Origin of the sequence: Bacillus cereus group sp. Bc010 (genome assembly GCF_027716745.1) — a bacterium.
Classification (GTDB): domain Bacteria; phylum Bacillota; class Bacilli; order Bacillales; family Bacillaceae_G; genus Bacillus_A; species Bacillus_A pacificus.
The window spans coordinates 16,000-37,937 of record NZ_JAQFUY010000033.1 but is presented as its reverse complement, the minus strand read 5'-3'; the positions used below and the strand labels follow the sequence as shown (position 1 = coordinate 37,937).

Here is a 21,938-nt window from a genome sequence, read left to right as displayed (position 1 = left end):
CATGTTATACACAAATTGTGGATAAGATAAAGATGTGGAAAACTTATTCAAAGTGAAAACACAACTATAATATCAAAAAAAAGTAGCTATAGCAATGAAATTAAGAAAGTTATCCACAAAATCAATACCTTGTGGAATAAACTTGTCCACAACACGATATACTGTGTAAAAGTACGAAAAGAGTTTGTGGATATAAAAAACAAGAAAAATTATTTATCCACAAGGAAATATAGCGTCTGTGAAAAAGTATGTGAATAGGTTCAAAATGAATATTTGATGAAAATTTCTAGAACCATTGACATTTTCCTAGTTGATTAACTATAATTTATAAGACTGTCTTTAACAGATATTCCTCAGGGAGGTGTCATATAATGAAAAGAACTTACCAACCAAATAAACGTAAGCGCAGCAAAGTACATGGTTTCCGCAGCCGTATGAGCACAGCGAACGGACGTAAAGTGCTAGCAGCTCGTCGTCGTAAAGGAAGAAAAGTATTATCTGCGTAGACCACTGATCGTTCAGTGGTCTTTTTTTCTAATAATAGTGAATTTCCGCTGATGAACTACAGGAGTGTCAATTGATATGAAGAAAAAACATCGTATAAAAAAGAATGATGAATTCCAGACGGTTTTTCAAAAAGGAAAATCGAATGCAAATCGTCAATTTGTTGTCTATCAACTAGATAAAGAAGAACAGCCAAACTTTCGTATTGGCCTATCTGTCAGCAAGAAAATAGGAAATGCAGTAGTGCGTAATCGAATTAAACGTATGATTCGCCAGTCGATCACAGAATTAAAAGATGAGATAGATTCTGGAAAAGATTTTGTTATAATAGCAAGGAAGCCTTGTGCAGAGATGACATATGAAGAATTGAAGAAAAGCTTAATTCATGTCTTTAAACGCTCTGGTATGAAAAGAATAAAAAAGTAGCGTAAGGAAATGAATTACACTATATACATACCGAAACAAGGAGGAGCAGGCTTTGAAAAAGAAAATAGGTTTACTAGCCATGGTTATTGCATTAATGGCAATTGCTACTGGCTGTAGTGAAGTCAATCAGCCGATTACACCGAAAAGTACTGGAATTTGGAATGAATATTTCGTATACCCGCTTTCTCAGTTAATTACGTATTTTGCCAACTTATTTGGTAGTAATTACGGTTTAGCAATCGTTGTTACAACTCTTATTATTCGTTTTGCATTATTACCGTTAATGATTAAACAAACGAAGAGTACGAAAGCAATGCAATCGTTACAACCAGAAATGGTGAAGTTAAAAGAGAAATATAGTTCTAAAGATCAAGCGACACAGCAAAAATTACAACAGGAAATGATGCAGTTATATCAAAAAAATGGTGTAAATCCATTAGCCGGTTGTTTACCAATCTTCATTCAAATGCCAATTCTATTCGCTTTTTATCATGCGATTATGAGAACGGCTGAAATTAAGCAGCATAGTTTCTTATGGTTTGATTTGGGACATGCAGATCCGTACTATATCTTACCGATTGTTGCGGCAATTACGACATTTATTCAGCAAAAGCTTGCAATGGCAGGAACTGCTGGCCAAAATCCGCAAATGGCAATGATGATTTGGCTTATGCCTATCATGATTTTAATCTTTGCAATTAACTTCCCGGCTGCATTATCACTTTACTGGGTTGTTGGTAATATCTTTGGTATTGCTCAAATGTATTTTATCAAAGGACCAGAAATTAAGGCTAGTAAGGCTGAGGGATCAGGCAAGTGAGTATAATCACTGCTAAAGGTCATACAGTCGAGCTGGCAGTAGAGGATGCTTTAAGACAATTAAATGCTTCAAAAGACCGAGTAGATATAAATATTATCGATGAGGGTAAGAGAGGGTTCTTAGGTTTATTTGGAAACCGACCTGCAGTAGTAGAAGTTGTATTGAAGAAAGATCCAATTCAAGAATGTGAAGAATATTTAAAAAATGTTATTCACGATATGGGTGTGGAAGCTGAGATTAGTAAAATTGTAAAAGGACGCGAAGTTGAATTTACAATTTACGGCGAAAATGTAGGTGTTTTGATTGGAAAGAGAGGAAACACCTTGAATTCTTTACAGTATTTAACAAAACTTGTGGCGAATCGTAATACGAAGCAGTACATTGGTATCACACTAGATGTGGAAAATTATCGTAGTAAAAGAAAAGCTACGTTAGAAGCACTTTCTTATCGATTAGCAAAACAAGTAGTAAGTACGAAAAAAAGAGTTGTGTTGGAGCCTATGCCATCTTTTGAACGAAAGATTATCCACCAAGCATTATCTAATCATCAAAATATCATTACAACTTCTGAAGGAAAAGAACCACATCGACATGTTGTAATATCTTCCAAGTGACCGGTTACTCAATTGAGTGCCGGTTTTTTTGAGGGGAAAATAGGTGTGGATAACTAAAAACACTAAACTTATCCACTGTGAATAAGTTTAGTGTTTTTTACATGAGGACATAATAAAATGAGTTATTATTCTTTTGTAGATAGGTTCGTTATGGTATTCTAATAATTTAGTGAAGAAAATAATCATGTTGAAATAGAGATAAATAAGCAAGTGAGGTGAAAGGACATGGAATTTGATACAATTGCCGCGATTTCCACAGCGCTTGGAGAGGGTGCAATTGCCATTGTTCGAGTAAGTGGGGATGATGCGGTTGAAAAAGTTAATCGTATTTTTAAAGGGAAGGATTTAACAGAGGTTCCTTCTCATACAATTCATTATGGTCATATTGTTGATTTAGATACAAATCAGGTTATTGAAGAAGTAATGGTGTCCATTATGCGTGCACCAAGGACTTTTACACGTGAAAATATAGTAGAAATTAACTGTCATGGTGGACTTGTTTCAGTAAATAAAGTATTGCAGCTTATTTTAGCGCAAGGAGTACGATTGGCGGAACCTGGTGAATTTACAAAACGTGCTTTTTTAAATGGCCGTATTGATTTATCACAAGCAGAAGCTGTTATGGACTTAATCCGTGCAAAAACAGATCGTGCAATGAATGTAGCAATTAATCAAATGGAAGGTCGATTATCTAAATTAATCGGCCGTTTGCGTCAGGACATATTAGAAACGTTAGCTCATGTTGAGGTAAACATAGATTACCCGGAATATGATGACGTGGAAGAAATGACACATAATATTTTAATTGAGAAAGCTACACATGTTCGTGCTGAAATTGCAAAAATATTAGAAACATCGAAGCAAGGAAAGATTTTACGTGAAGGTATTGCTACTGCAATCATCGGTAGACCTAATGTTGGGAAATCATCGCTATTAAATAGTCTCGTTCAGGAGAAAAAGGCAATTGTAACTGATATTGCAGGAACAACTCGTGATGTTATTGAAGAGTACGTTAATGTGCGTGGTGTACCACTTAAACTTATAGATACAGCCGGAATTCGTGAAACAGAAGATGTTGTTGAACGAATTGGTGTAGAGCGTTCAAAAGAAATGATGAGTCAAGCTGATTTAGTGTTAGTTGTCGTTAATTATAGCGAAGCTTTAACGAATGAGGATGAAGATCTATTCCGTGCCGTACAAGGAAAAGATTTCATTGTTATTGTAAATAAGACAGATTTACCGCAAGCAATTGATATGGAACGTGTTATAGAATTGGCAGCGGGGAATCGTATTATTACAACGTCGTTAATTGAGGAACAGGGGATAGATGAGCTTGAAACGGCAATCGCTGATTTATTCTTTGAAGGAACAATTGATTCTGCAGATGTAACATATGTTTCTAACGCGAGACATATTGGATTATTAACACAAGCAGGAAAAACAATTGGAGATGCAATTGAGGCGATAGAAAATGGTGTTCCAATTGATATGGTGCAGATTGATTTAACAAGAACGTGGGAAATACTTGGTGAAATTACTGGTGACACCGTTCATGAAAGCTTAATTGACCAGTTGTTCTCTCAATTTTGTTTAGGAAAATAATATAGTGATGTTTCAGAAAGATAGAGATTATTAGGAGGAATAAACAATGGGATACAATGCCGGTTCATACGATGTCATAGTAATCGGTGCAGGTCATGCAGGATGTGAAGCTGGTCTTGCGGCAGCACGAATGGGCTCCAAAACATTAATGTTAACAATTAACTTAGATATGGTAGCGTTTATGCCATGTAACCCTTCTGTTGGTGGACCAGCAAAAGGGATTGTTGTTCGTGAAATTGATGCATTAGGCGGAGAAATGGGACGCAACATTGATAAAACGCATATTCAAATGCGTATGTTAAATACAGGTAAAGGGCCAGCTGTACGTGCACTTCGAGCACAAGCAGATAAGTTCTCTTACCAGCATGAATTAAAGAAAACAATTGAAGAAACACCAAACTTAACGTTGTTCCAAGGAATGGTAGAGCGTTTAATCGTTGAAGACGGCGAATGTAAAGGGGTAATTACGCAAGCTGGTGCTGAATATACAGCAAAGACAGTCGTAATTACGACTGGAACGTTTTTACGTGGTGAGATTATTATGGGAGATTTAAAATATTCGAGTGGTCCAAATAATCAACAACCATCTATTACTTTATCGGAACATTTAGAGGAGCTTGGATTTGATCTTGTTAGATTTAAAACAGGTACACCTCCGCGCGTAAATAGTAATACGATTGATTACAGTAAAACAGAAATTCAGCCAGGTGATGATAAGCCACGAGCTTTCTCTTTTGAAACGACAAAGTTTATTATGGATCAAATTCCATGTTGGTTAACGTATACGAGTACGGAAACACATCGTTTAATAGATGAAAACCTACATCGCTCAGCTATGTATTCTGGTATGATTAAGGGAACAGGTCCTAGATATTGTCCTTCGATTGAAGACAAGGTAGTAAGGTTTAATGATAAACCACGTCATCAAATTTTCTTAGAGCCAGAAGGACGTAACACACAAGAAGTGTACGTACAAGGTTTATCCACAAGCTTACCAGAAGACGTACAGCGTGATATGCTTAGAACAATCCCTGGTCTAGAAAATGTTGAAATGATGCGTACAGGTTATGCAATTGAATATGATGCAATTGTGCCAACGCAACTATGGCCAACACTTGAAACGAAAAAAATTAAAAATTTATATACAGCAGGACAAATTAACGGAACTTCTGGTTACGAAGAGGCGGCAGGACAAGGGCTTATGGCCGGAATTAATGCAGCATGTCGTTCTTTAGGTAAAAAAGAAGTTATTTTAGGTCGTGAGGATGCTTATATTGGTGTCTTAATTGATGATCTTGTAACGAAAGGGACGAATGAACCATATCGTTTATTAACGTCTCGTGCAGAGTATCGTCTATTATTACGCCATGATAATGCGGATCTTCGTTTAACTGAAATTGGTCATGAAATTGGATTAATTAAAGAAGAACGCTATGAGCGATTTACAAATAAAAAATTAAAAATTGAACAGGAAAAGGAACGTTTAAGTAGCATTATTATTAAACCACGTCCTGAAGTTCAAGAATTAATTCGCAATATTGGTGGAAGTGAATTGAAAGATGGAATACGTGCAAGTGACTTATTACGTCGTCCAGAGATGACATATGAGCATATCCATCTTTTAGTACCAAGTGAAGTAGAATTAAGTGATGAAGTTACAGAACAAGTTGAAATTCAGATTAAGTACGAAGGATATATCGAAAAATCTTTACAGCAAGTAGAGCGTATGAAGAAGATGGAAAGCAAAAAAATTCCTGTCGATATTGATTATGATGCGATTTCTAGCCTTGCATCAGAAGCTAGACAGAAATTGAAAGATGTTCGTCCACTTTCAGTGGGGCAGGCTTCACGTATATCGGGCGTAAATCCAGCGGACATTTCCATTTTACTTGTGTATATTGAACAAGGAAAAATTGCGCGAGTATCGAACCAATAAATAGTAAGGAGATATTGTTAGATGAACATAGAACAATTTCAATCTATGCTAGAAGAGAAGGGTATCACCCTCTCTTCTAGACAGTTAGAGCAGTTCAAAATCTACTTCGAAACATTAGTAGAGTGGAATGAAAAAATGAACTTAACGGCTATTACGGAAAAAGAGGAAGTATATTTAAAACACTTTTTTGATTCTATTACAGCTGCTTTTTATTACGATTTTTCAAAACCATTCTCAATTTGTGATGTTGGCGCAGGAGCTGGATTCCCAAGTATTCCTTTAAAAATCTGTTTCCCGCATTTAAAAGTGACGATTGTAGACTCATTGCAAAAACGTATTAATTTCTTAAATCATTTAGCACAAAAGTTGGAATTGAGTGACGTCGCGTTTTGTCATGATCGTGCTGAAACATTTGGAAAAAAAGAAGGTGTACGTGAAGCGTACGACATTGTAATGGCACGTGCAGTCGCGCGTCTTTCAGTATTAAGTGAGCTATGTTTACCACTTGTAAAAGTTGGGGGAACATTCATTGCAATGAAAGGTGCTGCAGCAAACGAAGAAATTGAAAATGGCAAGTATGCTTTAGAGGTGCTAGGCGGGGATTTAAAAGAAATGTCTACGTTCCAATTACCGTTTGAAGAAAGTGAACGTAATATTTTATTAATCGAGAAAAAGCGCAAGACACCAAAGAAATATCCACGCAAACCGGGAACACCCAATAAATTACCTATTGAAAAATAAATCTTATTAGACGTAAGATTAAATTATATAAATGAAAACGTAAATGTTTCATAGGAAACATTTTATGGAGAATAGTCAATAGGCCTAAAGGTGGTGGAATATGTATGAAAAATACGTTTTCTCGTTTATTTGGCTTTGGAGATAAAGAGAGCGAATTCGAATTACAAGACGAAAGCCATGAAGAAATAGATAAAAAGGTATATGAAGAAATACAAGAAATTCCGATAGTAAATATCACCCCTAACCGTTATCAACCACGAACAGTTTTTGATGATGCGCGTATTGAGGAACTAGCATTAACGATTCGTACACACGGACTTATTCAGCCAATTGTTGTGAGGCAATATGAGGATGATAAGTACGAGATTATTGCTGGAGAAAGGCGTTTCCGTGCAGCAACAAAGTTAGGGTGGGAAAAGGTTCCTGCAATTATAAAAAACTTAAATGATACAGAAACAGCTTCTGTGGCTTTAATTGAAAATTTGCAACGTGAGGAACTAACAGCAATCGAGGAAGCTGTGGCATATCAAAAGCTAATTGAGTTACATAATTTAACGCAAGAAGCATTGGCACAAAGACTCGGAAAAGGACAATCCACAATCGCAAATAAGTTGCGATTGTTAAAGTTGCCTGAAGAAATAAAAAATGCGTTATTAGAAAAAAGTATTACAGAACGCCATGCCCGTGCGCTCATCCCTTTAAAGAATGAGGAATTACAACTGAAGGTTTTACAGGAAATTGTGGAGAAACAACTGAATGTAAAGCAAACAGAGGAACGAATTGCGAAATTACTAGAGGAAGCAAAACCGAAGCGTAAGGCAAAGCAAAAAGCAGTAAGTCGAGATACGAGAATTGCCATGAATACAATTAGGCAGTCATTACAAATGGTTGCTGACAGTGGTTTAAATGTTAATTCTGAGGAAGAAGAGTTTGACGAGTACTATCAAATTACAATTCAAATTCCGAAGAAAAAATAATAATGGCGTGTTAGAGACCTGATCCTATTGGATAGGTCTCTTTTACTATATTTTCTTGTTAGATGAAGAAGGAGTTTACAAATAAATTTTGAAGTTTAATAAGGACGTAAAAGAAAAACTTTTATTTCATGTTACAATAAACGTAATTGTTACTAGAATAAGATAGAAAGGTTGAAAGTAGGTGACATCATGGGAAAAATCATTGCTATAGCCAATCAAAAGGGTGGCGTTGGAAAAACAACAACATCTGTTAATTTAGGGGCTGGATTGGCACAAGTAGGTAAAAAGGTCCTTCTTGTAGATATTGATGCTCAAGGAAATGCAACGACGGGTGTGGGAATTGAAAAATCCGAATTAGATCAATGTATTTACAATGTTCTTGTGGAAGATGCAGATGTTCAAGGGGTTATACAGAAAACCGCAACTGAAAACTTAGATGTTCTACCCGCTACAATTCAATTAGCAGGTGCTGAAATTGAATTGGTACCGACTATTTCCCGGGAAGTACGTTTGCAAAGGGCATTACAGCCAGTTCGTGATGAATATGATTATATTATTATCGACTGTCCCCCGTCCTTAGGGTTATTAACGATTAATGCATTAACTGCAGCAGATTCTGTTATTATTCCTGTTCAATGCGAATATTACGCACTAGAAGGGTTAAGTCAGCTATTAAATACAGTTCGACTTGTGCAAAAGCACTTAAATAAAAATCTAGCAATTCAAGGCGTATTGCTAACAATGTTAGATGCCCGTACAAATTTAGGGATTCAGGTTATAGATGAAGTGAAAAAATACTTTAGAGATAAAGTATACCGTTCGATTATCCCTCGTAATGTTCGTTTGAGTGAAGCACCAAGTCATGGGAAACCAATTATGCAGTATGACGCTAAATCAAGAGGGGCAGAAGTATATATAGATTTAGCAGAGGAAGTGATTGCAGGTGGCTAAAGGATTAGGAAGAGGAATCAATGTGTTTTTTCCTGATTTAGATGTGAAAGAAGAAGAGACAATTCAGGAGATTACGATAACTGAATTAAGACCGAATCCATATCAACCACGTAAACACTTTAATAAAGAGGCGATTCAGGAATTATCGGCCTCTATTAAAGAGCACGGCATATTACAACCATTAATTGCTAGAAAGAGTATTAAAGGATATGAAATTGTTGCAGGTGAAAGAAGATATCGTGCTGCTAAAGAGGCGGGACTCGAAAAAGTACCTGCCGTTGTAAGACAATTAAATGAGCAGCAAATGATGGAGTTTGCATTGCTTGAAAACTTACAACGAGAAGATTTAAATCCAATGGAAGAAGCAATGGCATATCAAATGTTAATGAATGAGCTAAATGTGACGCAAGAACAATTAGCAAAACGTCTTGGTAAGAGTAGACCTTACATTGCAAACTATACGCGATTATTAAGCCTCCCTTCTTTTGTGCAAGATATGATTGCAAATGGTCAACTTTCAATGGCTCATGGGAGAACTTTACTTACGATAAAAGATGAAGAGCAGTTGAAATCTTTACTGAAACGAATTGAAAAAGAAGGGTTAAATGTTCGTCAATTAGAGAAAATTGTTCAGGAGATTAATCAACGCGTTTCACGTGAAACAAAACAAGTAAAAAAAGAGAGAAATATATTTTTCGTAGAACGCGAAACGTTCTTAAGAGAAAAGTTTGGCACAGAGGTAAAAATTAAAGAAACAAAAAAGGAAAAAGGTAAAATCGAAATTGAATTTTTCAATAAAGAAGATTTAAATCGTATTTTAGAATTATTAGCGCAGCAAAACTAAAAAGCAAACCATCTTATTATTTATAGATGGTTTGCTTTTTTTAATACAGATAATTTTTGGTCTGTTTCTTTTATGCTTTGTGCAATTACGTCAGCCATTTTCATGACTAAACTTAATCTTGTATTTTGCAGGACGAAAAACTCCATAAAACCGTTCAGATTTACGATGCCATGAATATGTAAGTCACCAACTGCTGGTAATTTCTTATTCATCGCAGCTCCGGGTTTACTAGGTCCCATTCCGGTAGTGATGGAACCGATACTTTGAGATTTTCCTAAACAAGCATCAACCGCAATTATAAATGAAGCAGGATTATCTTTCTGTATATTCTGAATTTTTTCTTCTAAGTTTAGCGCATGTACTGGTTCATCCAGTGTGCCGAACACTTGGAAGTTTGTAATTCCTACTTGTTCTAGTTTCGTACCGACTAATGGCCCGAGTGCATCGCCTGTAGAACGATCTGTTCCGATACAAACGAGAATAATTGGTATATGGTTTTTAATAGGGATATGGGAAAGTAAGAAGTTACTAATTGTCTCGGAGGCTTCTAAATCTTGGTGCATAACATTTTGAGTTTCTTTTTCGAAAAAAGGTAAGCGAAAACTTCCAATATTCATGAAGCACCCATCCTTTTAATAAATTTTCAAAATATGTTATATGGTGAGTGAAATGGAAAACTATAAGTGCGTACTTGCTGTAAAATTTAAGTGAGAACGGAAATAATAGTACTAGTATATATATATTCGTTCCATTTTATACCTGTATGTAGGTTAACAAATGGAATTAAAGTCATAAAATTTTTTCAGCAATTAGGAGACTTCTGATACAATAAGAAGGATAATTAAAAAGAAATTTTGGCTGGAGAGGTAGAGGTACATGGATTTATTAACGAAGTGGTTTAATGCTACGAAACAGTATTTACTAGATGCTGATCGTTGGGCTCATATTGGAATTGCGACATTAAAAATATGTATCATTTTAACAATTGGTGCAATTGTAGTACGAATTGCAAGAGCGGTTGTACGGAATGCGTTTCGTATGGGAAGTCGTTCGCCAATTCAAATTTCAGAACGTCGTACAGTTACAGTAGCGAAGTTACTTGAAAATATTGTGGCATACGTTGTTATGTTTATTATGTTAATTGCGATTTTAGGTGTGTTTGATATTAATGCATCAGGTTTATTAGCCGGTGCAGGGGTAATTGGTTTGGCAGTCGGATTTGGTGCTCAAAGTTTAGTGAAAGATGTTATTACAGGGTTATTTATCTTGCTAGAAGATCAATTTTCAGTCGGTGACTACGTAAAAATTGGTCAGTTTGAAGGAGTCGTTTTAGAGATTGGACTTCGTACAACAAAAGTAAAAAGTTGGACAGGTGAAATTCATACTTTACCAAATGGAAGTATCATTCAAGTTACGAACTATTCAGTTAGTAATAGTGTAGCATTTGTTGATGTATCTATTTCGTATGAGGCTGACATAGCGAAAGCAGAGCAAGTCATTGAAGACTTATTACAAGAATTACCTGCAAAGTACGAAAAAATGGTAACAACACCGCAATTGTTAGGTGTACAAACATTAGCTGCTTCAGAAGTGATATTACGTGTTATTGCTGAAGTAGAGCCAATGCAACATGCAGTTATTGCAAGAGCACTTCGTAAAGAAATTAAAAATCGTCTAGATCTACATGGTATTGAAATTCCATATCCACGTATGGTTTTATATAATCGTGAAGAATTAGTGAGTGAAAAAGCAATTTAGTATGGAGAGGGGTTTGGAGAATGGAGCAAAAGCAGTATAACTTGTATGATGTTGTGGAAATGAAGAAAGCCCACCCATGTGGTGAGAATCGTTGGAAGATTATTCGTATGGGAATGGATATCCGCATTAAGTGCGAGGGATGTGACCATTCAGTAATGATTCCTCGAAGAGAGTTTGATCGTAAGGTAAAAAAAATACTTGTGAAGCACGAAGAATAGAGAGAAAGTAACAGTTGCAGTGGGTAGCTGTTACTTTTTTTCGTTTGGAGGAAACTTGTCATTTTTTTCGTTACTATCTATAATGATGAAAGATTGAGACATAGGAGTGAAAAATATGGGATTAACGGCTGGGATTGTTGGATTACCTAACGTAGGGAAGTCCACTTTATTTAATGCAATTACACAAGCAGGAGCAGAATCTGCAAACTATCCATTCTGTACAATTGATCCAAACGTAGGAATTGTAGAAGTACCAGATGAGCGTTTAAATAAATTAACGGAATTAGTAGAACCGAAAAAAACTGTTCCGACTGTATTTGAGTTTACTGATATTGCAGGTATCGTAAAAGGTGCTAGTAAAGGCGAAGGTTTAGGAAATAAATTCTTATCTCACATTCGCCAAGTAGATGCAATTTGCCAAGTTGTTCGTTGTTTTGAAGACGAAAATATTACGCACGTTTCAGGGAAAGTAGATCCAATTGATGATATTGAAACAATCAACCTAGAACTAATCTTAGCCGATTTAGAATCTGTTGATAAACGTATCGAACGTGTTGCGAAATTAGCAAGACAAAAAGATAAAGAAGCAGTATATGAGCATGAAATTTTAGTTCGTTTAAAAGAAGCTTTTGAAGAGGGAAAACCGGCTCGTACTGTTGAATTTACAGAAGAACAAATGAAGATTGTTAAAGGCCTTCATTTACTGACAACGAAAGAAATGTTATATGTAGCAAACGTAAGCGAGGACGATGTAATCGATCCTTCTGAAAACAAATATGTACAAATGGTAAAAGAATTTGCTGCGAATGAAAACTCTCAAGTAATCGTTGTATGTGCAAAAATCGAATCAGAAATCGCCGAGCTAGACGAGGAAGAGAAAAAAGTATTCCTTGAAGAACTAGGTATTGAAGAATCTGGTTTAGATCAATTAATTCGTGCTGCATATGATTTATTAGGACTTGCTACTTACTTCACAGCTGGTGTACAAGAAGTACGTGCATGGACATTCAAACAAGGTATGAAAGCACCACAATGTGCTGGTGTAATTCATACAGACTTTGAGCGTGGATTTATTCGTGCAGAAACAGTTTCTTACGAAGACTTAATGACAAATGGTTCTATGACAGCTGCAAAAGAAGCTGGTAAAGTTCGTTTAGAAGGAAAAGAGTATATCGTAAAAGACGGAGATGTTATGCACTTCCGTTTTAACGTTTAATTTAATATTTCCTAGGAAAAATAAAGATATGAGCTTGGCAAATATATTATATGTTTGCCAAGTTTTTTATGTATGGGTGAGTTGATTCATCTAACTTACTATGATATAATCTAAACTCGTGAGTAATTACTATAAATTAATTGCTCCTTGCCCATTATGGGCCGTTTAGACCAAAAGGAGGTGAAAGTGTAATGAGAAAGTACGAAATTATGTACATCATTCGTCCTGGCGTTGAAGAAGAAGCTCAAAAAGCTTTAGTTGAACGTTTTGCAGGTGTTTTAACAAACAATGGTGCAGAAATCATTAACACGAAAGAGTGGGGTAAGCGTCGTTTAGCTTACGAAATCAACGACTTACGTGAAGGTTTCTACATGATCTTAAACGTGAAATCTAACGCAGAAGCGATTAACGAATTCGACCGTTTAGCTAAGATCAACGAAGACATCCTTCGTCATATCGTTGTTAAAGAAGAAGAAAAATAATTGATATATAAGGGAGAGTGGTTCGATTGATGAATCGTGTTATCCTCGTTGGTCGTTTAACTAAGGACCCTGACTTACGTTACACGCCCAATGGTGTTGCAGTAGCTACTTTTACGTTAGCTGTGAATCGCGCATTTGCCAATCAACAAGGTGAGCGTGAAGCTGACTTTATTAATTGTGTAATATGGCGTAAACAAGCAGAAAACGTAGCAAATTATTTGAAAAAAGGTAGCTTAGCAGGCGTAGATGGACGTCTTCAAACTCGTAATTACGAGGGACAAGATGGTAAACGTGTATACGTAACAGAAGTTCTTGCGGAAAGCGTACAATTTTTAGAGCCGCGTAATGGCGGTGGGGAGCAACGCGGTTCATTTAATCAGCAACCATCAGGAGCTGGTTTCGGTAACCAAGGCTCTAACCCATTTGGTCAATCTAGTAATTCAGGTAACCAAGGTAACTCTGGATTTACGAAGAATGACGATCCATTTTCAAATGTAGGTCAACCGATCGACATTTCCGACGACGATTTACCGTTCTAATACAGTAAATTTGTTAGTTTTAACAAAGAATGGAGGGAAATAGACATGGCAGGACGCAAAGGTGGACGTGCGAAACGTCGTAAGGTGTGTTTCTTCACAGCTAACGGCATCACTCGCATCGATTATAAAGATGTTGATTTATTAAAACGTTTCGTTTCTGAGCGTGGTAAAATTTTACCTCGTCGTGTAACAGGAACAAGCGCAAAATACCAACGCAAACTTACAGTTGCAATTAAACGTGCTCGTCAAATGGCACTTTTACCATATGTTGGTGAATAATAGCGTATGAAATGCACAGTAGAGTCGGACTCTACTGTGCATTTTGCTATGCTTTTCTTTTTTGAAAGAGAGGTTAAAATGTGAGGCAAGCGAGATTTATTACTGAAGGAGCCGCGTTGTTGGCTATATATGTAATGTTATTGTTTATATCTATGTATGTTCCGATTTTAGGTACAGTTGTAACGTTTGCATTGCCGTTGCCATTTATATTGTTAACGATAAGATATAAATTATCGAATGCATTTGTAATTTTTACGGCTGCATTTTTAATTGTTGTTTTTGTAAGTCAGCCGATAGGTCTAGTAAAGACGGTCGTATTTGGGTTGATGGGTATTGTTTTAGGGTGCATGTATAAAAAACAAAGAAAGCCATTGGAGATTTTAATAACCGGTTCACTTGCATACTTAATCAGTATTATGCTCATTTATGTTGCCAGTATAAAGTTTTTTAACATAGATTTTATAAAGCAAATACAAAATATGTTTAATAAAAGCGTAGTGCAAAGTGAAAAGATAGCAAGTGTTGCTGGTATGCCGATTAGTAAAGAGCAAAAAGAGTTATTTGTACAAATGAATGATATATTACAAGCGGTATTCCCGAGTATACTTGTGATGGTTTCTGTATGTCTTTCTTGGATTACCATAATAATATCAGGTAGTGCTTTAAAAAAGCTAAAGCATGATGTTATACCTTGGCCTAAGTTCAAAGATATACAATTACCAAAGAGTATTGTTTGGTATTACGTTATATTTATTTTGCTATCAACTTTTATAAAAGTAGAACCGACATCATATTTACATATGGTATTTTCTAACCTATATGTCATATTTGCTTTATTACTAGTGCTGCAAGGCCTGACGTTTATCACTTTTCTAGCGCATAGCAAAGGTTTTACGAAAGGGGTTCCTATTATTAGTTTTATCGCCTGCATGTTTATCCCGATGCTGTTTCCTCTTGTGACAATCTTAGGTATAATTGATTTAGGGATTTCATTGCGTTCTAAAATAGGAGGATAAAATAATATTCCTTATACTATTTTAATCTGTATTACTAACTGGAAGGTGAGTTAGTTTTACTTTATAGGAGTTGTATACATGCCTGAATTTTATAAGAAACAGTGGTTTTTATATCCTGTTTACGTATTGGCATTTTTTGTGTTTGTGCTCATTTCAATTCTCTGTTATTTTCATTTACTAATGGGGATAGTCTCCTTCTTTATTTTTTGTATCGTCCTTTTTGTTGTTGTACGATTTGAACTTACTTTCCAAAAGAATTTTGAAAAACATACGACAGATATGATTACAAGGGTAAAGAAAGTGAGTAATGAGGCATTTAACCAGATGCCAATTGGTATTTTGTTATACAATAAGGATTATGGGATTGATTGGGCAAATCCTTATTTATCTTCATGTCTGGGGCAGCATGCATTAGCTGGATGGCACCTTTATGATGTATCAGAAACGTTACTTCTTTTTATTAAGGGAGAAACGTCCGATGATATAGTCTCTTTAAATAATCGAAAGTTTCGTGTCTTTGTAAGGAAAGAAGAAAAGTTAATTTATTTCTTTGATGTAACAGAACAAACAGAGATTGAAAAGATGTACGAGGATCAACGTACTGTTTTAGCTGTCATTTATTTAGATAATTATGATGAAGTTACACAAGGGTTGGATGATCAATTACGTACGAATATAACAAGTCTTGTAACATCAAGACTAAATGAGTGGGCCGTTAAGTATGGGGCATATTTAAAACGTGCATCTTCAGAAAGATTCTTCGTTGTGTTAAATGAAAGTATTTTAGCGCAGATGGAGAAAGGGAAATTTAGCATTTTAGATCAAGTACGTGAAGAAACATCTAAAAGGAATATACCACTTACATTAAGTGTAGGTGTTGGATCCGGTGATTTACCTTTATCCGAGCTTGGGGCAATGGCTCAATCAGGTTTAGATCTTGCGCTTGGGCGTGGTGGAGATCAAGTAGCTATTAAACAAGCGACAGGTAAAGTTAAGTTTTATGGTGGTAAGACAAATCCGGTGGAAAAACGTACTCGTGTACGTGCCAGAGTGATTTCGCATGCATTAAAGGATTTAGTATTAGAAAGTAGCAATGTCATTATAATGGGGCATAGGGCTCCTGATATGGACGCAATTGGTGCTGCGATTGGTATTTTAAAGGTAGCGCAATTAAATGAGCGCAAAGGATATATTGTGCTCGATGAAAATGATTCTGATAAGGGAATTAAGCGTTTAATGGATAAAGTGAAACAAAATGAAGAGTTATGGTCTCACTTTATTACACCAGAACAAGCGATGGAATTTGCAAATGATGATTCCTTACTTGTTGTTGTTGATACGCATAAACCTTCAATGGTGATGGAAGAAAAGCTGTTACGCAAAATTGAAAATGTAGTTGTGATTGACCATCATCGCCGAGGAGAAGACTTTATTGAGGATCCGTTGCTTGTTTACATGGAGCCATATGCTTCTTCTACGGCAGAGCTTGTTACGGAATTACTTGAATACCAACCGAAAAATTTAAAAATGACAATGTTAGAAGCAACAGCATTATTAGCAGGTATTATTGTTGATACGAAAAGCTTTACATTCCGGACAGGTGCTCGTACGTTTGATGCGGCTTCTTATTTACGCTCACACGGTGCAGATACTGTACTTGTACAAGAGCTTTTAAAAGAAGATATGAATCAGTATTTACGGGTTGCAAAAGCTATTAAAAATGCGTACATTTATACAAATGGAATTGCGATTGCAAAAGTTGATAGCGATGATTACTACGATCAAGTGCTTATTGCGCAATCAGCGGACACATTATTAACAATGACAGGAATTATTGCATCGTTTGTTATTGCAAAACGTGGCGAGAATTTCATTGGAATTAGCGGCAGGTCTTTAGGTGAAGTGAATGTGCAGCTAATTATGGAAAACTTAGGTGGTGGCGGGCATTTAACGAATGCAGCCACACAAATGAAAAATGTTACAGTAGATGAAGCTGAGGAGAAGCTTCGATTTGTTATTGATGACTATTTACAGGGAGGCACACAATCATGAAAGTAATTTTTCTAAAAGACGTAAAAGGTAAAGGGAAAAAAGGGGAAGTAAAAAACGTACCAGATGGTTATGCAAATAACTTCTTACTAAAACAAGGATTAGCTGCTGAAGCGACAAATAGCAGTATGAAAACTTTAGAAGCTCAAAAGCGCAAAGAAGAAAAAGATGCAGCAGCAGAGCTTGAAAATGCAAAACAATTAAAAGAAACGTTAGAGAAATTAACTGTAGAATTAAAGGCTAAATCTGGAGAAGGCGGCCGTCTATTCGGTTCAATCACAAGTAAACAAATCGTAGATGCAATGCAAAAATCTCACAATATTAAACTTGATAAGCGTAAATTTGAAATGGATGATGCAATTCGTGCGTTAGGCTATACAAACGTTACTGTGAAATTGCATCCGCAAGTAACAGCAACAGTAAAAGTTCATGTTAGTGAACAATAAAACTAAGTTAAGCAAGGAGGATTGCGTATGAGTGATGTAATGGCTGATCGTACCCCTCCGCATAATATAGAAGCTGAGCAGGCAGTCTTAGGTGCTATATTGATTGATCAGGATGCATTAACTTCAGCATCGGAACTGTTGGTACCTGACTCATTTTATCGAACGAAACATCAAAAGATTTTTGAAGTCATGCTTGGGCTATCTGATAAGGGGGAGCCAATTGACTTAGTAATGATGACGTCAGCGATGGCTGATCAAGGATTACTAGAAGAAGTTGGTGGGGTTTCTTACTTAGCAGAATTAGCAGAAGTTGTTCCGACTGCTGCTAACGTAGAGTATTATGCAAGAATCATCGCTGAAAAAGCACTGTTACGTCGTTTAATTCGAACGGCGACTCATATTGTGTCTGATGGATATGAGAGAGAAGATGATGTGGATGGTCTTTTAAATGAGGCTGAGAAAAAAATATTAGAAGTATCTCATCAGACGAATGCGAAAGCATTCCAAAATATTAAAGACGTTCTTGTAGATGCTTACGATAAAATCGAACTTTTGCATAATCAAAAAGGTGAAGTGACCGGGATACCGACTGGATTTACTGAATTAGATAAGATGACGGCAGGGTTCCAACGAAATGATTTAATCATCGTGGCGGCACGTCCGTCGGTAGGTAAAACGGCATTTTCATTAAATATCGCACAAAACGTAGCGACGAAAACGGATGAAAATGTAGCGATTTTTAGTCTAGAGATGGGTGCTGATCAGCTTGTTATGCGTATGCTTTGTGCAGAAGGGAATATTGATGCACAAAGACTTCGTACCGGATCGTTAACTTCTGATGATTGGGCGAAATTAACGATGGCAATGGGTAGCCTTTCTAATGCTGGTATTTATATTGATGATACGCCGGGGATTAAAGTAAATGAGATTCGAGCAAAATGTCGTAGATTAAAACAGGAACAGGGTCTTGGTATGATCTTGATTGACTACTTACAGCTTATTCAAGGAAGTGGGAAATCAGGAGAGAACCGTCAGCAGGAAGTATCTGAGATTTCTCGTACACTAAAAGGGATTGCGCGTGAATTACAAGTTCCTGTTATTGCCTTGTCACAGTTATCTCGTGGTGTAGAATCTCGTCAAGATAAACGTCCGATGATGTCTGATATTCGTGAATCGGGAAGTATCGAGCAGGATGCCGATATCGTAGCCTTTCTATATCGTGAAGATTACTATGACCGAGAAACGGAAAATAAAAATACGATTGAAATTATTATTGCAAAGCAGCGTAATGGTCCAGTAGGCTCAGTAGAGCTCGCATTCGTTAAAGAGTTCAATAAGTTCGTTAACTTAGAACGTCGCTTCGAAGATGGACATGCGCCGCCGGCATAACGATAGTATAAAAAAGAAACGCATTTCTTATAATAAGATGTGTTTCTTTTTTTTTATAGAAAAGATAAGGCTTTCATAGTGTGAAAATATAATTCTTACGAACGAAAAAGTTTTTTGGTAAAAAAATGTTCGTTTTTTGGTTGACTTCTTTTTCGGTTTTGGTACAATTATATTGTTTGAATAGATCGTTTGAAAATTGCGGAGGTGCTTTAATAATGTCTTCAGTAGTAGTTGTAGGAACACAATGGGGCGACGAAGGAAAAGGTAAAATCACTGATTTTCTTTCTGAGCATGCGGAAGTAGTTGCAAGATATCAAGGTGGAAATAACGCAGGACATACAATTGTTTTTGGCGGAGTTAAATATAAATTACACTTAATTCCATCTGGTATTTTCTATAAAGAGAAAATTTGTGTAATCGGAAACGGCTTAGTAGTAGATCCGAAAGCATTACTTGAAGAGTTAAAATACTTACACGATCGTGGTGTAAGTACTGATAATTTACGCGTAAGTAACCGTGCGCACGTTATTTTGCCTTATCACTTAAAACAAGATGAGTTAGAAGAAGCAAGTAAAGGTGATAACAAAATCGGTACAACGAAAAAAGGTATCGGTCCTGCATATATGGACAAAGCTGCTCGTATTGGTATTCGTATGGCTGATCTTTTAGACCGTGAAGCATTTAAAGAGAAGCTTGAGCGCAATTTAGCACAAAAAAATCGTTTGTTTGAAAAAATGTACGATACAGAAGGTTTCAGTGTAGAAGAAATCTTCGAAGAGTACTTCGAGTACGGACAACAAATCGCGCAATATGTGTGTGATACGTCTGTTGTATTAAATGATGCATTAGATAATAATCACCGTGTATTATTTGAAGGTGCACAAGGTGTTATGCTTGATATCGACCACGGTACGTATCCGTTTGTTACATCTTCTAACCCAATTGCTGGTGGTGTAACAGTTGGAACTGGAGTTGGTCCTGCAAAAGTTACTCGCGTTGTAGGTGTATGTAAAGCATATACAAGCCGCGTAGGTGATGGTCCATTCCCTACGGAGCTTCATGACGAAATTGGTCATCAAATTCGTGAAGTTGGTCGTGAGTATGGAACGACAACTGGTCGTCCACGCCGCGTAGGTTGGTTTGATAGCGTTGTTGTAAGACATGCGCGTCGTGTTAGTGGTTTAACAGATTTATCATTAAACTCTATCGACGTTCTAACTGGTATTCCAACTCTTAAAATTTGTGTTGCTTACAAATACAATGGCGAAGTTATCGATGAAGTTCCAGCAAACTTAAACATTTTAGCGAAATGTGAGCCTGTATACGAAGAGCTTCCAGGTTGGACAGAAGATATTACTGGTGTAAGATCATTAGACGAGCTTCCTGAGAATGCAAGAAAATACGTAGAACGTGTTTCTGAGTTAACAGGAATTCAATTATCTATGTTCTCAGTTGGACCAGATCGTAACCAAACGAATATCGTTCGTAACGTATACGAAGCTTAATTGATATTTTTAAGAAAAAACTCATGTCCGCATGAGTTTTTTCTTATTTTTTATAAAAAAATAAAAAAGGTATTGCAAAAAATAAATAAAACATGTTATGATACATCTTGTCGTCACGAAAATATGACGTTGGTGAGTATGAGCCATTAGCTCAGTTGGTAGAGCATCTGACTTTTAATCAGAGGGTCGAAGGTTCGAGTCCTTCATGGCTCACCATTTTATTTTTCGTGGCCCGTTGGTCAAGTGGTTAAGACACCGCCCTTTCACGGCGGTAACACGGGTTCGAATCCCGTACGGGTCATGTTTTTTTATGTTCATTTTTGGTCCCGTGGTGTAGTGGTTAACATGCCTGCCTGTCACGCAGGAGATCGCCGGTTCGACCCCGGTCGGGACCGCCACTTTTGTTTATACCACCATTAGTGGTTTTATATATAGTTTTGGCTCGGTAGCTCAGTCGGTAGAGCAGAGGACTGAAAATCCTCGTGTCGGCGGTTCGATTCCGTCCCGAGCCACTCTCAGGATATTAAGTGGGCCCACTTAATATCCTTTTTATTTGTGTAATTTTACAAAATTGAGTAGTTATTTTAAAATAGAATGAGGAGCCTCTAGCAGTTGAAGCTAGAGGTTTTTCTATAGATCGTATAGGATTCCGTGTAAAAGTGGATCATACATGAGTCTGTGAGAATAGAGGAGAAAGTACTTAAGCAAAAGATGCGGTCATATAGGGACATACTATGTAGACATCAATGTGTTTAGGGATATTGACCATATTTTTACCCCGCTATTTAATGGGCAGTAAGGCCTCCACCTTAAAATTCAGCGAAAGCAAAGAAGCTAGGTGGAGGGAGGGCTGCCCGTAAAAGCCCAATTGGTGAGGGCTGATTAAAGCTTCACTTTATAAGGAGGAAATAAACGATGATGGGAAAGAAAATTTTAGTAGTTGATGATGAAAAGCCGATTGCAGATATTTTGAAGTTCAACCTAGAAAAAGAAGGTTTTGAAATTGTAATGGCGCATGATGGTGATGAAGCAATTGAAAAAGCAACTGAAGAACAACCAGATATGGTTTTATTAGATATTATGCTACCAGGTAAGGATGGCTTAGAGGTTTGCCGTGAAATACGTAAAAGCTCAGAAATGCCGATTATTATGCTTACAGCGAAGGACTCTGAAATCGATAAAGTATTAGGACTTGAGCTTGGGGCAGATGATTATGTAACGAAGCCATTTAGTACGAGGGAATTACTTGCTCGCGTGAAGGCGAATTTACGTCGCCATCAGCAAGGTGGTGCGGCAGAAAAAGAAGAAAATACGGAAATGGTTATTGGACCAATTGTTATCAATCCAAATGCGTATAGTGTAACGAAACGTGAGGAAAATATTGAGCTTACACACCGTGAATTTGAGCTATTACATTATTTAGCAAAACATTTAGGACAAGTTATGACACGTGAACATTTATTGCAAACAGTTTGGGGTTATGACTATTTTGGAGATGTACGTACAGTGGATGTAACAGTACGTCGTCTACGTGAAAAAATTGAAGATAATCCAAGTCATCCTACATTAATTGTCACTAGACGTGGAGTAGGGTATTACTTGCGTGACCCAGAGCAGGAATAGTAT

General features: G+C 36.7%; 23 protein-coding genes and 4 tRNA genes. 26 read left to right on the top strand and 1 reads right to left on the bottom strand.

Annotated elements, in window-relative coordinates; genetic code table 11:
- Window positions 1-371: 371 nt before the first annotated feature.
- The 10 genes from rpmH (at window position 372) to spo0J (ending at window position 9,415) form a co-directional block, all read left to right on the top strand.
- Window positions 372-506, top strand: a complete 135-nt coding sequence (rpmH, locus tag PDQ68_RS23965; protein ID WP_000831901.1) for a 50S ribosomal protein L34 — start codon at window positions 372-374, stop codon at window positions 504-506.
- Between the two features lie 76 nt (window positions 507-582).
- On the top strand, window positions 583-930 hold the full coding sequence (rnpA, locus tag PDQ68_RS23960) for a ribonuclease P protein component (protein ID WP_000726627.1): 348 nt from the start codon (window positions 583-585) through the stop codon (window positions 928-930).
- 52 nt (window positions 931-982) lie between these two features.
- Window positions 983-1,750, top strand: a complete 768-nt coding sequence (spoIIIJ, locus tag PDQ68_RS23955) for a YidC family membrane integrase SpoIIIJ (RefSeq protein ID WP_000726761.1) — start codon at window positions 983-985, stop codon at window positions 1,748-1,750.
- Complete coding sequence (gene jag, locus PDQ68_RS23950) at window positions 1,747-2,364, top strand: RNA-binding cell elongation regulator Jag/EloR (protein ID WP_016719084.1); 618 nt, start codon at window positions 1,747-1,749, stop codon at window positions 2,362-2,364. The genes spoIIIJ and jag overlap by 4 nt, the downstream gene beginning before the upstream one ends.
- Before the next feature lie 225 nt (window positions 2,365-2,589).
- Window positions 2,590-3,966 carry a tRNA uridine-5-carboxymethylaminomethyl(34) synthesis GTPase MnmE gene (gene mnmE, locus PDQ68_RS23945; RefSeq protein ID WP_000393772.1) on the top strand — a complete coding sequence of 459 codons (1,377 nt, stop codon included), beginning with the start codon at window positions 2,590-2,592 and terminating at the stop codon, window positions 3,964-3,966.
- A 46-nt stretch (window positions 3,967-4,012) separates the two neighbouring features.
- Window positions 4,013-5,902: a tRNA uridine-5-carboxymethylaminomethyl(34) synthesis enzyme MnmG gene (mnmG, locus tag PDQ68_RS23940; RefSeq protein ID WP_061183116.1), complete on the top strand. Its 1,890-nt coding sequence runs from the start codon at window positions 4,013-4,015 to the stop codon at window positions 5,900-5,902.
- Window positions 5,903-5,923: 21 nt separating this feature from the next.
- Complete coding sequence (gene rsmG / locus PDQ68_RS23935; protein ID WP_061183117.1) at window positions 5,924-6,643, top strand: 16S rRNA (guanine(527)-N(7))-methyltransferase RsmG; 720 nt, start codon at window positions 5,924-5,926, stop codon at window positions 6,641-6,643.
- 104 nt (window positions 6,644-6,747) lie between these two features.
- Window positions 6,748-7,620: a nucleoid occlusion protein gene (noc, locus tag PDQ68_RS23930; protein ID WP_000799023.1), complete on the top strand. Its 873-nt coding sequence runs from the start codon at window positions 6,748-6,750 to the stop codon at window positions 7,618-7,620.
- A 189-nt stretch (window positions 7,621-7,809) separates the two neighbouring features.
- Window positions 7,810-8,571 carry a sporulation initiation inhibitor protein Soj gene (soj, locus tag PDQ68_RS23925; protein WP_000516114.1) on the top strand — a complete coding sequence of 254 codons (762 nt, stop codon included), beginning with the start codon at window positions 7,810-7,812 and terminating at the stop codon, window positions 8,569-8,571.
- The gene (gene spo0J, locus PDQ68_RS23920) at window positions 8,564-9,415 is read left to right on the top strand and encodes a stage 0 sporulation protein Spo0J (RefSeq protein ID WP_001051838.1); all 852 of its coding nucleotides are present in this window, start codon (window positions 8,564-8,566) and stop codon (window positions 9,413-9,415) included. The genes soj and spo0J overlap by 8 nt, the downstream gene beginning before the upstream one ends.
- 20 nt (window positions 9,416-9,435) lie before the next feature.
- On the opposite strand, the gene yyaC is transcribed toward spo0J, so the two are convergent.
- The gene (gene yyaC / locus PDQ68_RS23915; RefSeq protein ID WP_001020717.1) at window positions 9,436-10,032 is read right to left on the bottom strand and encodes a spore protease YyaC; all 597 of its coding nucleotides are present in this window, start codon (window positions 10,030-10,032) and stop codon (window positions 9,436-9,438) included.
- A gap of 259 nt (window positions 10,033-10,291) precedes the next feature.
- Here yyaC and PDQ68_RS23910 point away from each other — a divergent pair, with 259 nt between their 5' ends.
- The 16 genes from PDQ68_RS23910 (at window position 10,292) to walR (ending at window position 21,935) form a co-directional block, all read left to right on the top strand.
- A complete protein-coding gene (locus PDQ68_RS23910) occupies window positions 10,292-11,173 on the top strand; it encodes a mechanosensitive ion channel family protein (RefSeq protein WP_000365102.1) in 882 nt (293 codons plus the stop codon).
- 20 nt (window positions 11,174-11,193) lie between these two features.
- Window positions 11,194-11,391, top strand: a complete 198-nt coding sequence (locus PDQ68_RS23905; protein WP_000436051.1) for a DUF951 domain-containing protein — start codon at window positions 11,194-11,196, stop codon at window positions 11,389-11,391.
- 115 nt (window positions 11,392-11,506) lie between these two features.
- Entirely contained in the window at window positions 11,507-12,607 is a 1,101-nt protein-coding gene (gene ychF / locus PDQ68_RS23900; protein ID WP_000524669.1) for a redox-regulated ATPase YchF, read from the top strand.
- Window positions 12,608-12,798: 191 nt separating this feature from the next.
- Entirely contained in the window at window positions 12,799-13,089 is a 291-nt protein-coding gene (gene rpsF / locus PDQ68_RS23895) for a 30S ribosomal protein S6 (RefSeq protein ID WP_001233778.1), read from the top strand.
- A gap of 26 nt (window positions 13,090-13,115) precedes the next feature.
- Window positions 13,116-13,628 carry a single-stranded DNA-binding protein gene (ssb, locus tag PDQ68_RS23890; protein WP_000981966.1) on the top strand — a complete coding sequence of 171 codons (513 nt, stop codon included), beginning with the start codon at window positions 13,116-13,118 and terminating at the stop codon, window positions 13,626-13,628.
- Between the two features lie 45 nt (window positions 13,629-13,673).
- Entirely contained in the window at window positions 13,674-13,907 is a 234-nt protein-coding gene (gene rpsR / locus PDQ68_RS23885; protein ID WP_000918873.1) for a 30S ribosomal protein S18, read from the top strand.
- 134 nt (window positions 13,908-14,041) lie between these two features.
- Window positions 14,042-14,923 (top strand): YybS family protein, encoded by an 882-nt coding sequence (locus PDQ68_RS23880; RefSeq protein WP_074567402.1) that lies wholly within the window; start codon window positions 14,042-14,044, stop codon window positions 14,921-14,923.
- A 78-nt stretch (window positions 14,924-15,001) separates the two neighbouring features.
- Window positions 15,002-16,975 (top strand): DHH family phosphoesterase, encoded by a 1,974-nt coding sequence (locus PDQ68_RS23875; protein ID WP_001113898.1) that lies wholly within the window; start codon window positions 15,002-15,004, stop codon window positions 16,973-16,975.
- Window positions 16,972-17,418, top strand: coding sequence for a 50S ribosomal protein L9 (gene rplI / locus PDQ68_RS23870; protein WP_000864231.1), 447 nt, complete (start codon window positions 16,972-16,974; stop codon window positions 17,416-17,418). The genes PDQ68_RS23875 and rplI overlap by 4 nt, the downstream gene beginning before the upstream one ends.
- 27 nt (window positions 17,419-17,445) lie before the next feature.
- Window positions 17,446-18,807, top strand: a complete 1,362-nt coding sequence (gene dnaB / locus PDQ68_RS23865; protein ID WP_001286244.1) for a replicative DNA helicase — start codon at window positions 17,446-17,448, stop codon at window positions 18,805-18,807.
- Between the two features lie 215 nt (window positions 18,808-19,022).
- A complete protein-coding gene (locus tag PDQ68_RS23860; protein WP_000100224.1) occupies window positions 19,023-20,312 on the top strand; it encodes an adenylosuccinate synthase in 1,290 nt (429 codons plus the stop codon).
- A gap of 140 nt (window positions 20,313-20,452) precedes the next feature.
- A tRNA-Lys gene (locus PDQ68_RS23855) sits at window positions 20,453-20,528 on the top strand.
- 13 nt (window positions 20,529-20,541) lie between these two features.
- A tRNA-Glu gene (locus PDQ68_RS23850) sits at window positions 20,542-20,613 on the top strand.
- Window positions 20,614-20,634: 21 nt separating this feature from the next.
- Window positions 20,635-20,710 (top strand) — tRNA-Asp (locus tag PDQ68_RS23845).
- A 41-nt stretch (window positions 20,711-20,751) separates the two neighbouring features.
- Window positions 20,752-20,824 (top strand) — tRNA-Phe (locus PDQ68_RS23840).
- Window positions 20,825-21,227: 403 nt separating this feature from the next.
- Complete coding sequence (gene walR / locus PDQ68_RS23835; protein ID WP_000971872.1) at window positions 21,228-21,935, top strand: cell wall metabolism DNA-binding response regulator WalR; 708 nt, start codon at window positions 21,228-21,230, stop codon at window positions 21,933-21,935.
- Window positions 21,936-21,938 lie beyond the last annotated feature (3 nt).

Coding starts and splice junctions, on each gene's coding strand:
- rpmH (WP_000831901.1), top strand. CDS start 372: ATGAAAAGAACTTACCAACCAAATAAACGTAAGCGCAGCAAAGTACAT.
- rnpA (WP_000726627.1), top strand. CDS start 583: ATGAAGAAAAAACATCGTATAAAAAAGAATGATGAATTCCAGACGGTT.
- mnmE (WP_000393772.1), top strand. CDS start 2,590: ATGGAATTTGATACAATTGCCGCGATTTCCACAGCGCTTGGAGAGGGT.
- mnmG (WP_061183116.1), top strand. CDS start 4,013: ATGGGATACAATGCCGGTTCATACGATGTCATAGTAATCGGTGCAGGT.
- rsmG (WP_061183117.1), top strand. CDS start 5,924: ATGAACATAGAACAATTTCAATCTATGCTAGAAGAGAAGGGTATCACC.
- noc (WP_000799023.1), top strand. CDS start 6,748: ATGAAAAATACGTTTTCTCGTTTATTTGGCTTTGGAGATAAAGAGAGC.
- soj (WP_000516114.1), top strand. CDS start 7,810: ATGGGAAAAATCATTGCTATAGCCAATCAAAAGGGTGGCGTTGGAAAA.
- yyaC (WP_001020717.1), bottom strand. CDS start 10,032: ATGAATATTGGAAGTTTTCGCTTACCTTTTTTCGAAAAAGAAACTCAA.
- PDQ68_RS23910 (WP_000365102.1), top strand. CDS start 10,292: ATGGATTTATTAACGAAGTGGTTTAATGCTACGAAACAGTATTTACTA.
- PDQ68_RS23905 (WP_000436051.1), top strand. CDS start 11,194: ATGGAGCAAAAGCAGTATAACTTGTATGATGTTGTGGAAATGAAGAAA.
- ychF (WP_000524669.1), top strand. CDS start 11,507: ATGGGATTAACGGCTGGGATTGTTGGATTACCTAACGTAGGGAAGTCC.
- rpsF (WP_001233778.1), top strand. CDS start 12,799: ATGAGAAAGTACGAAATTATGTACATCATTCGTCCTGGCGTTGAAGAA.
- rpsR (WP_000918873.1), top strand. CDS start 13,674: ATGGCAGGACGCAAAGGTGGACGTGCGAAACGTCGTAAGGTGTGTTTC.
- PDQ68_RS23880 (WP_074567402.1), top strand. CDS start 14,042: ATGTTATTGTTTATATCTATGTATGTTCCGATTTTAGGTACAGTTGTA.
- PDQ68_RS23875 (WP_001113898.1), top strand. CDS start 15,002: ATGCCTGAATTTTATAAGAAACAGTGGTTTTTATATCCTGTTTACGTA.
- rplI (WP_000864231.1), top strand. CDS start 16,972: ATGAAAGTAATTTTTCTAAAAGACGTAAAAGGTAAAGGGAAAAAAGGG.
- dnaB (WP_001286244.1), top strand. CDS start 17,446: ATGAGTGATGTAATGGCTGATCGTACCCCTCCGCATAATATAGAAGCT.
- PDQ68_RS23860 (WP_000100224.1), top strand. CDS start 19,023: ATGTCTTCAGTAGTAGTTGTAGGAACACAATGGGGCGACGAAGGAAAA.
- walR (WP_000971872.1), top strand. CDS start 21,228: ATGATGGGAAAGAAAATTTTAGTAGTTGATGATGAAAAGCCGATTGCA.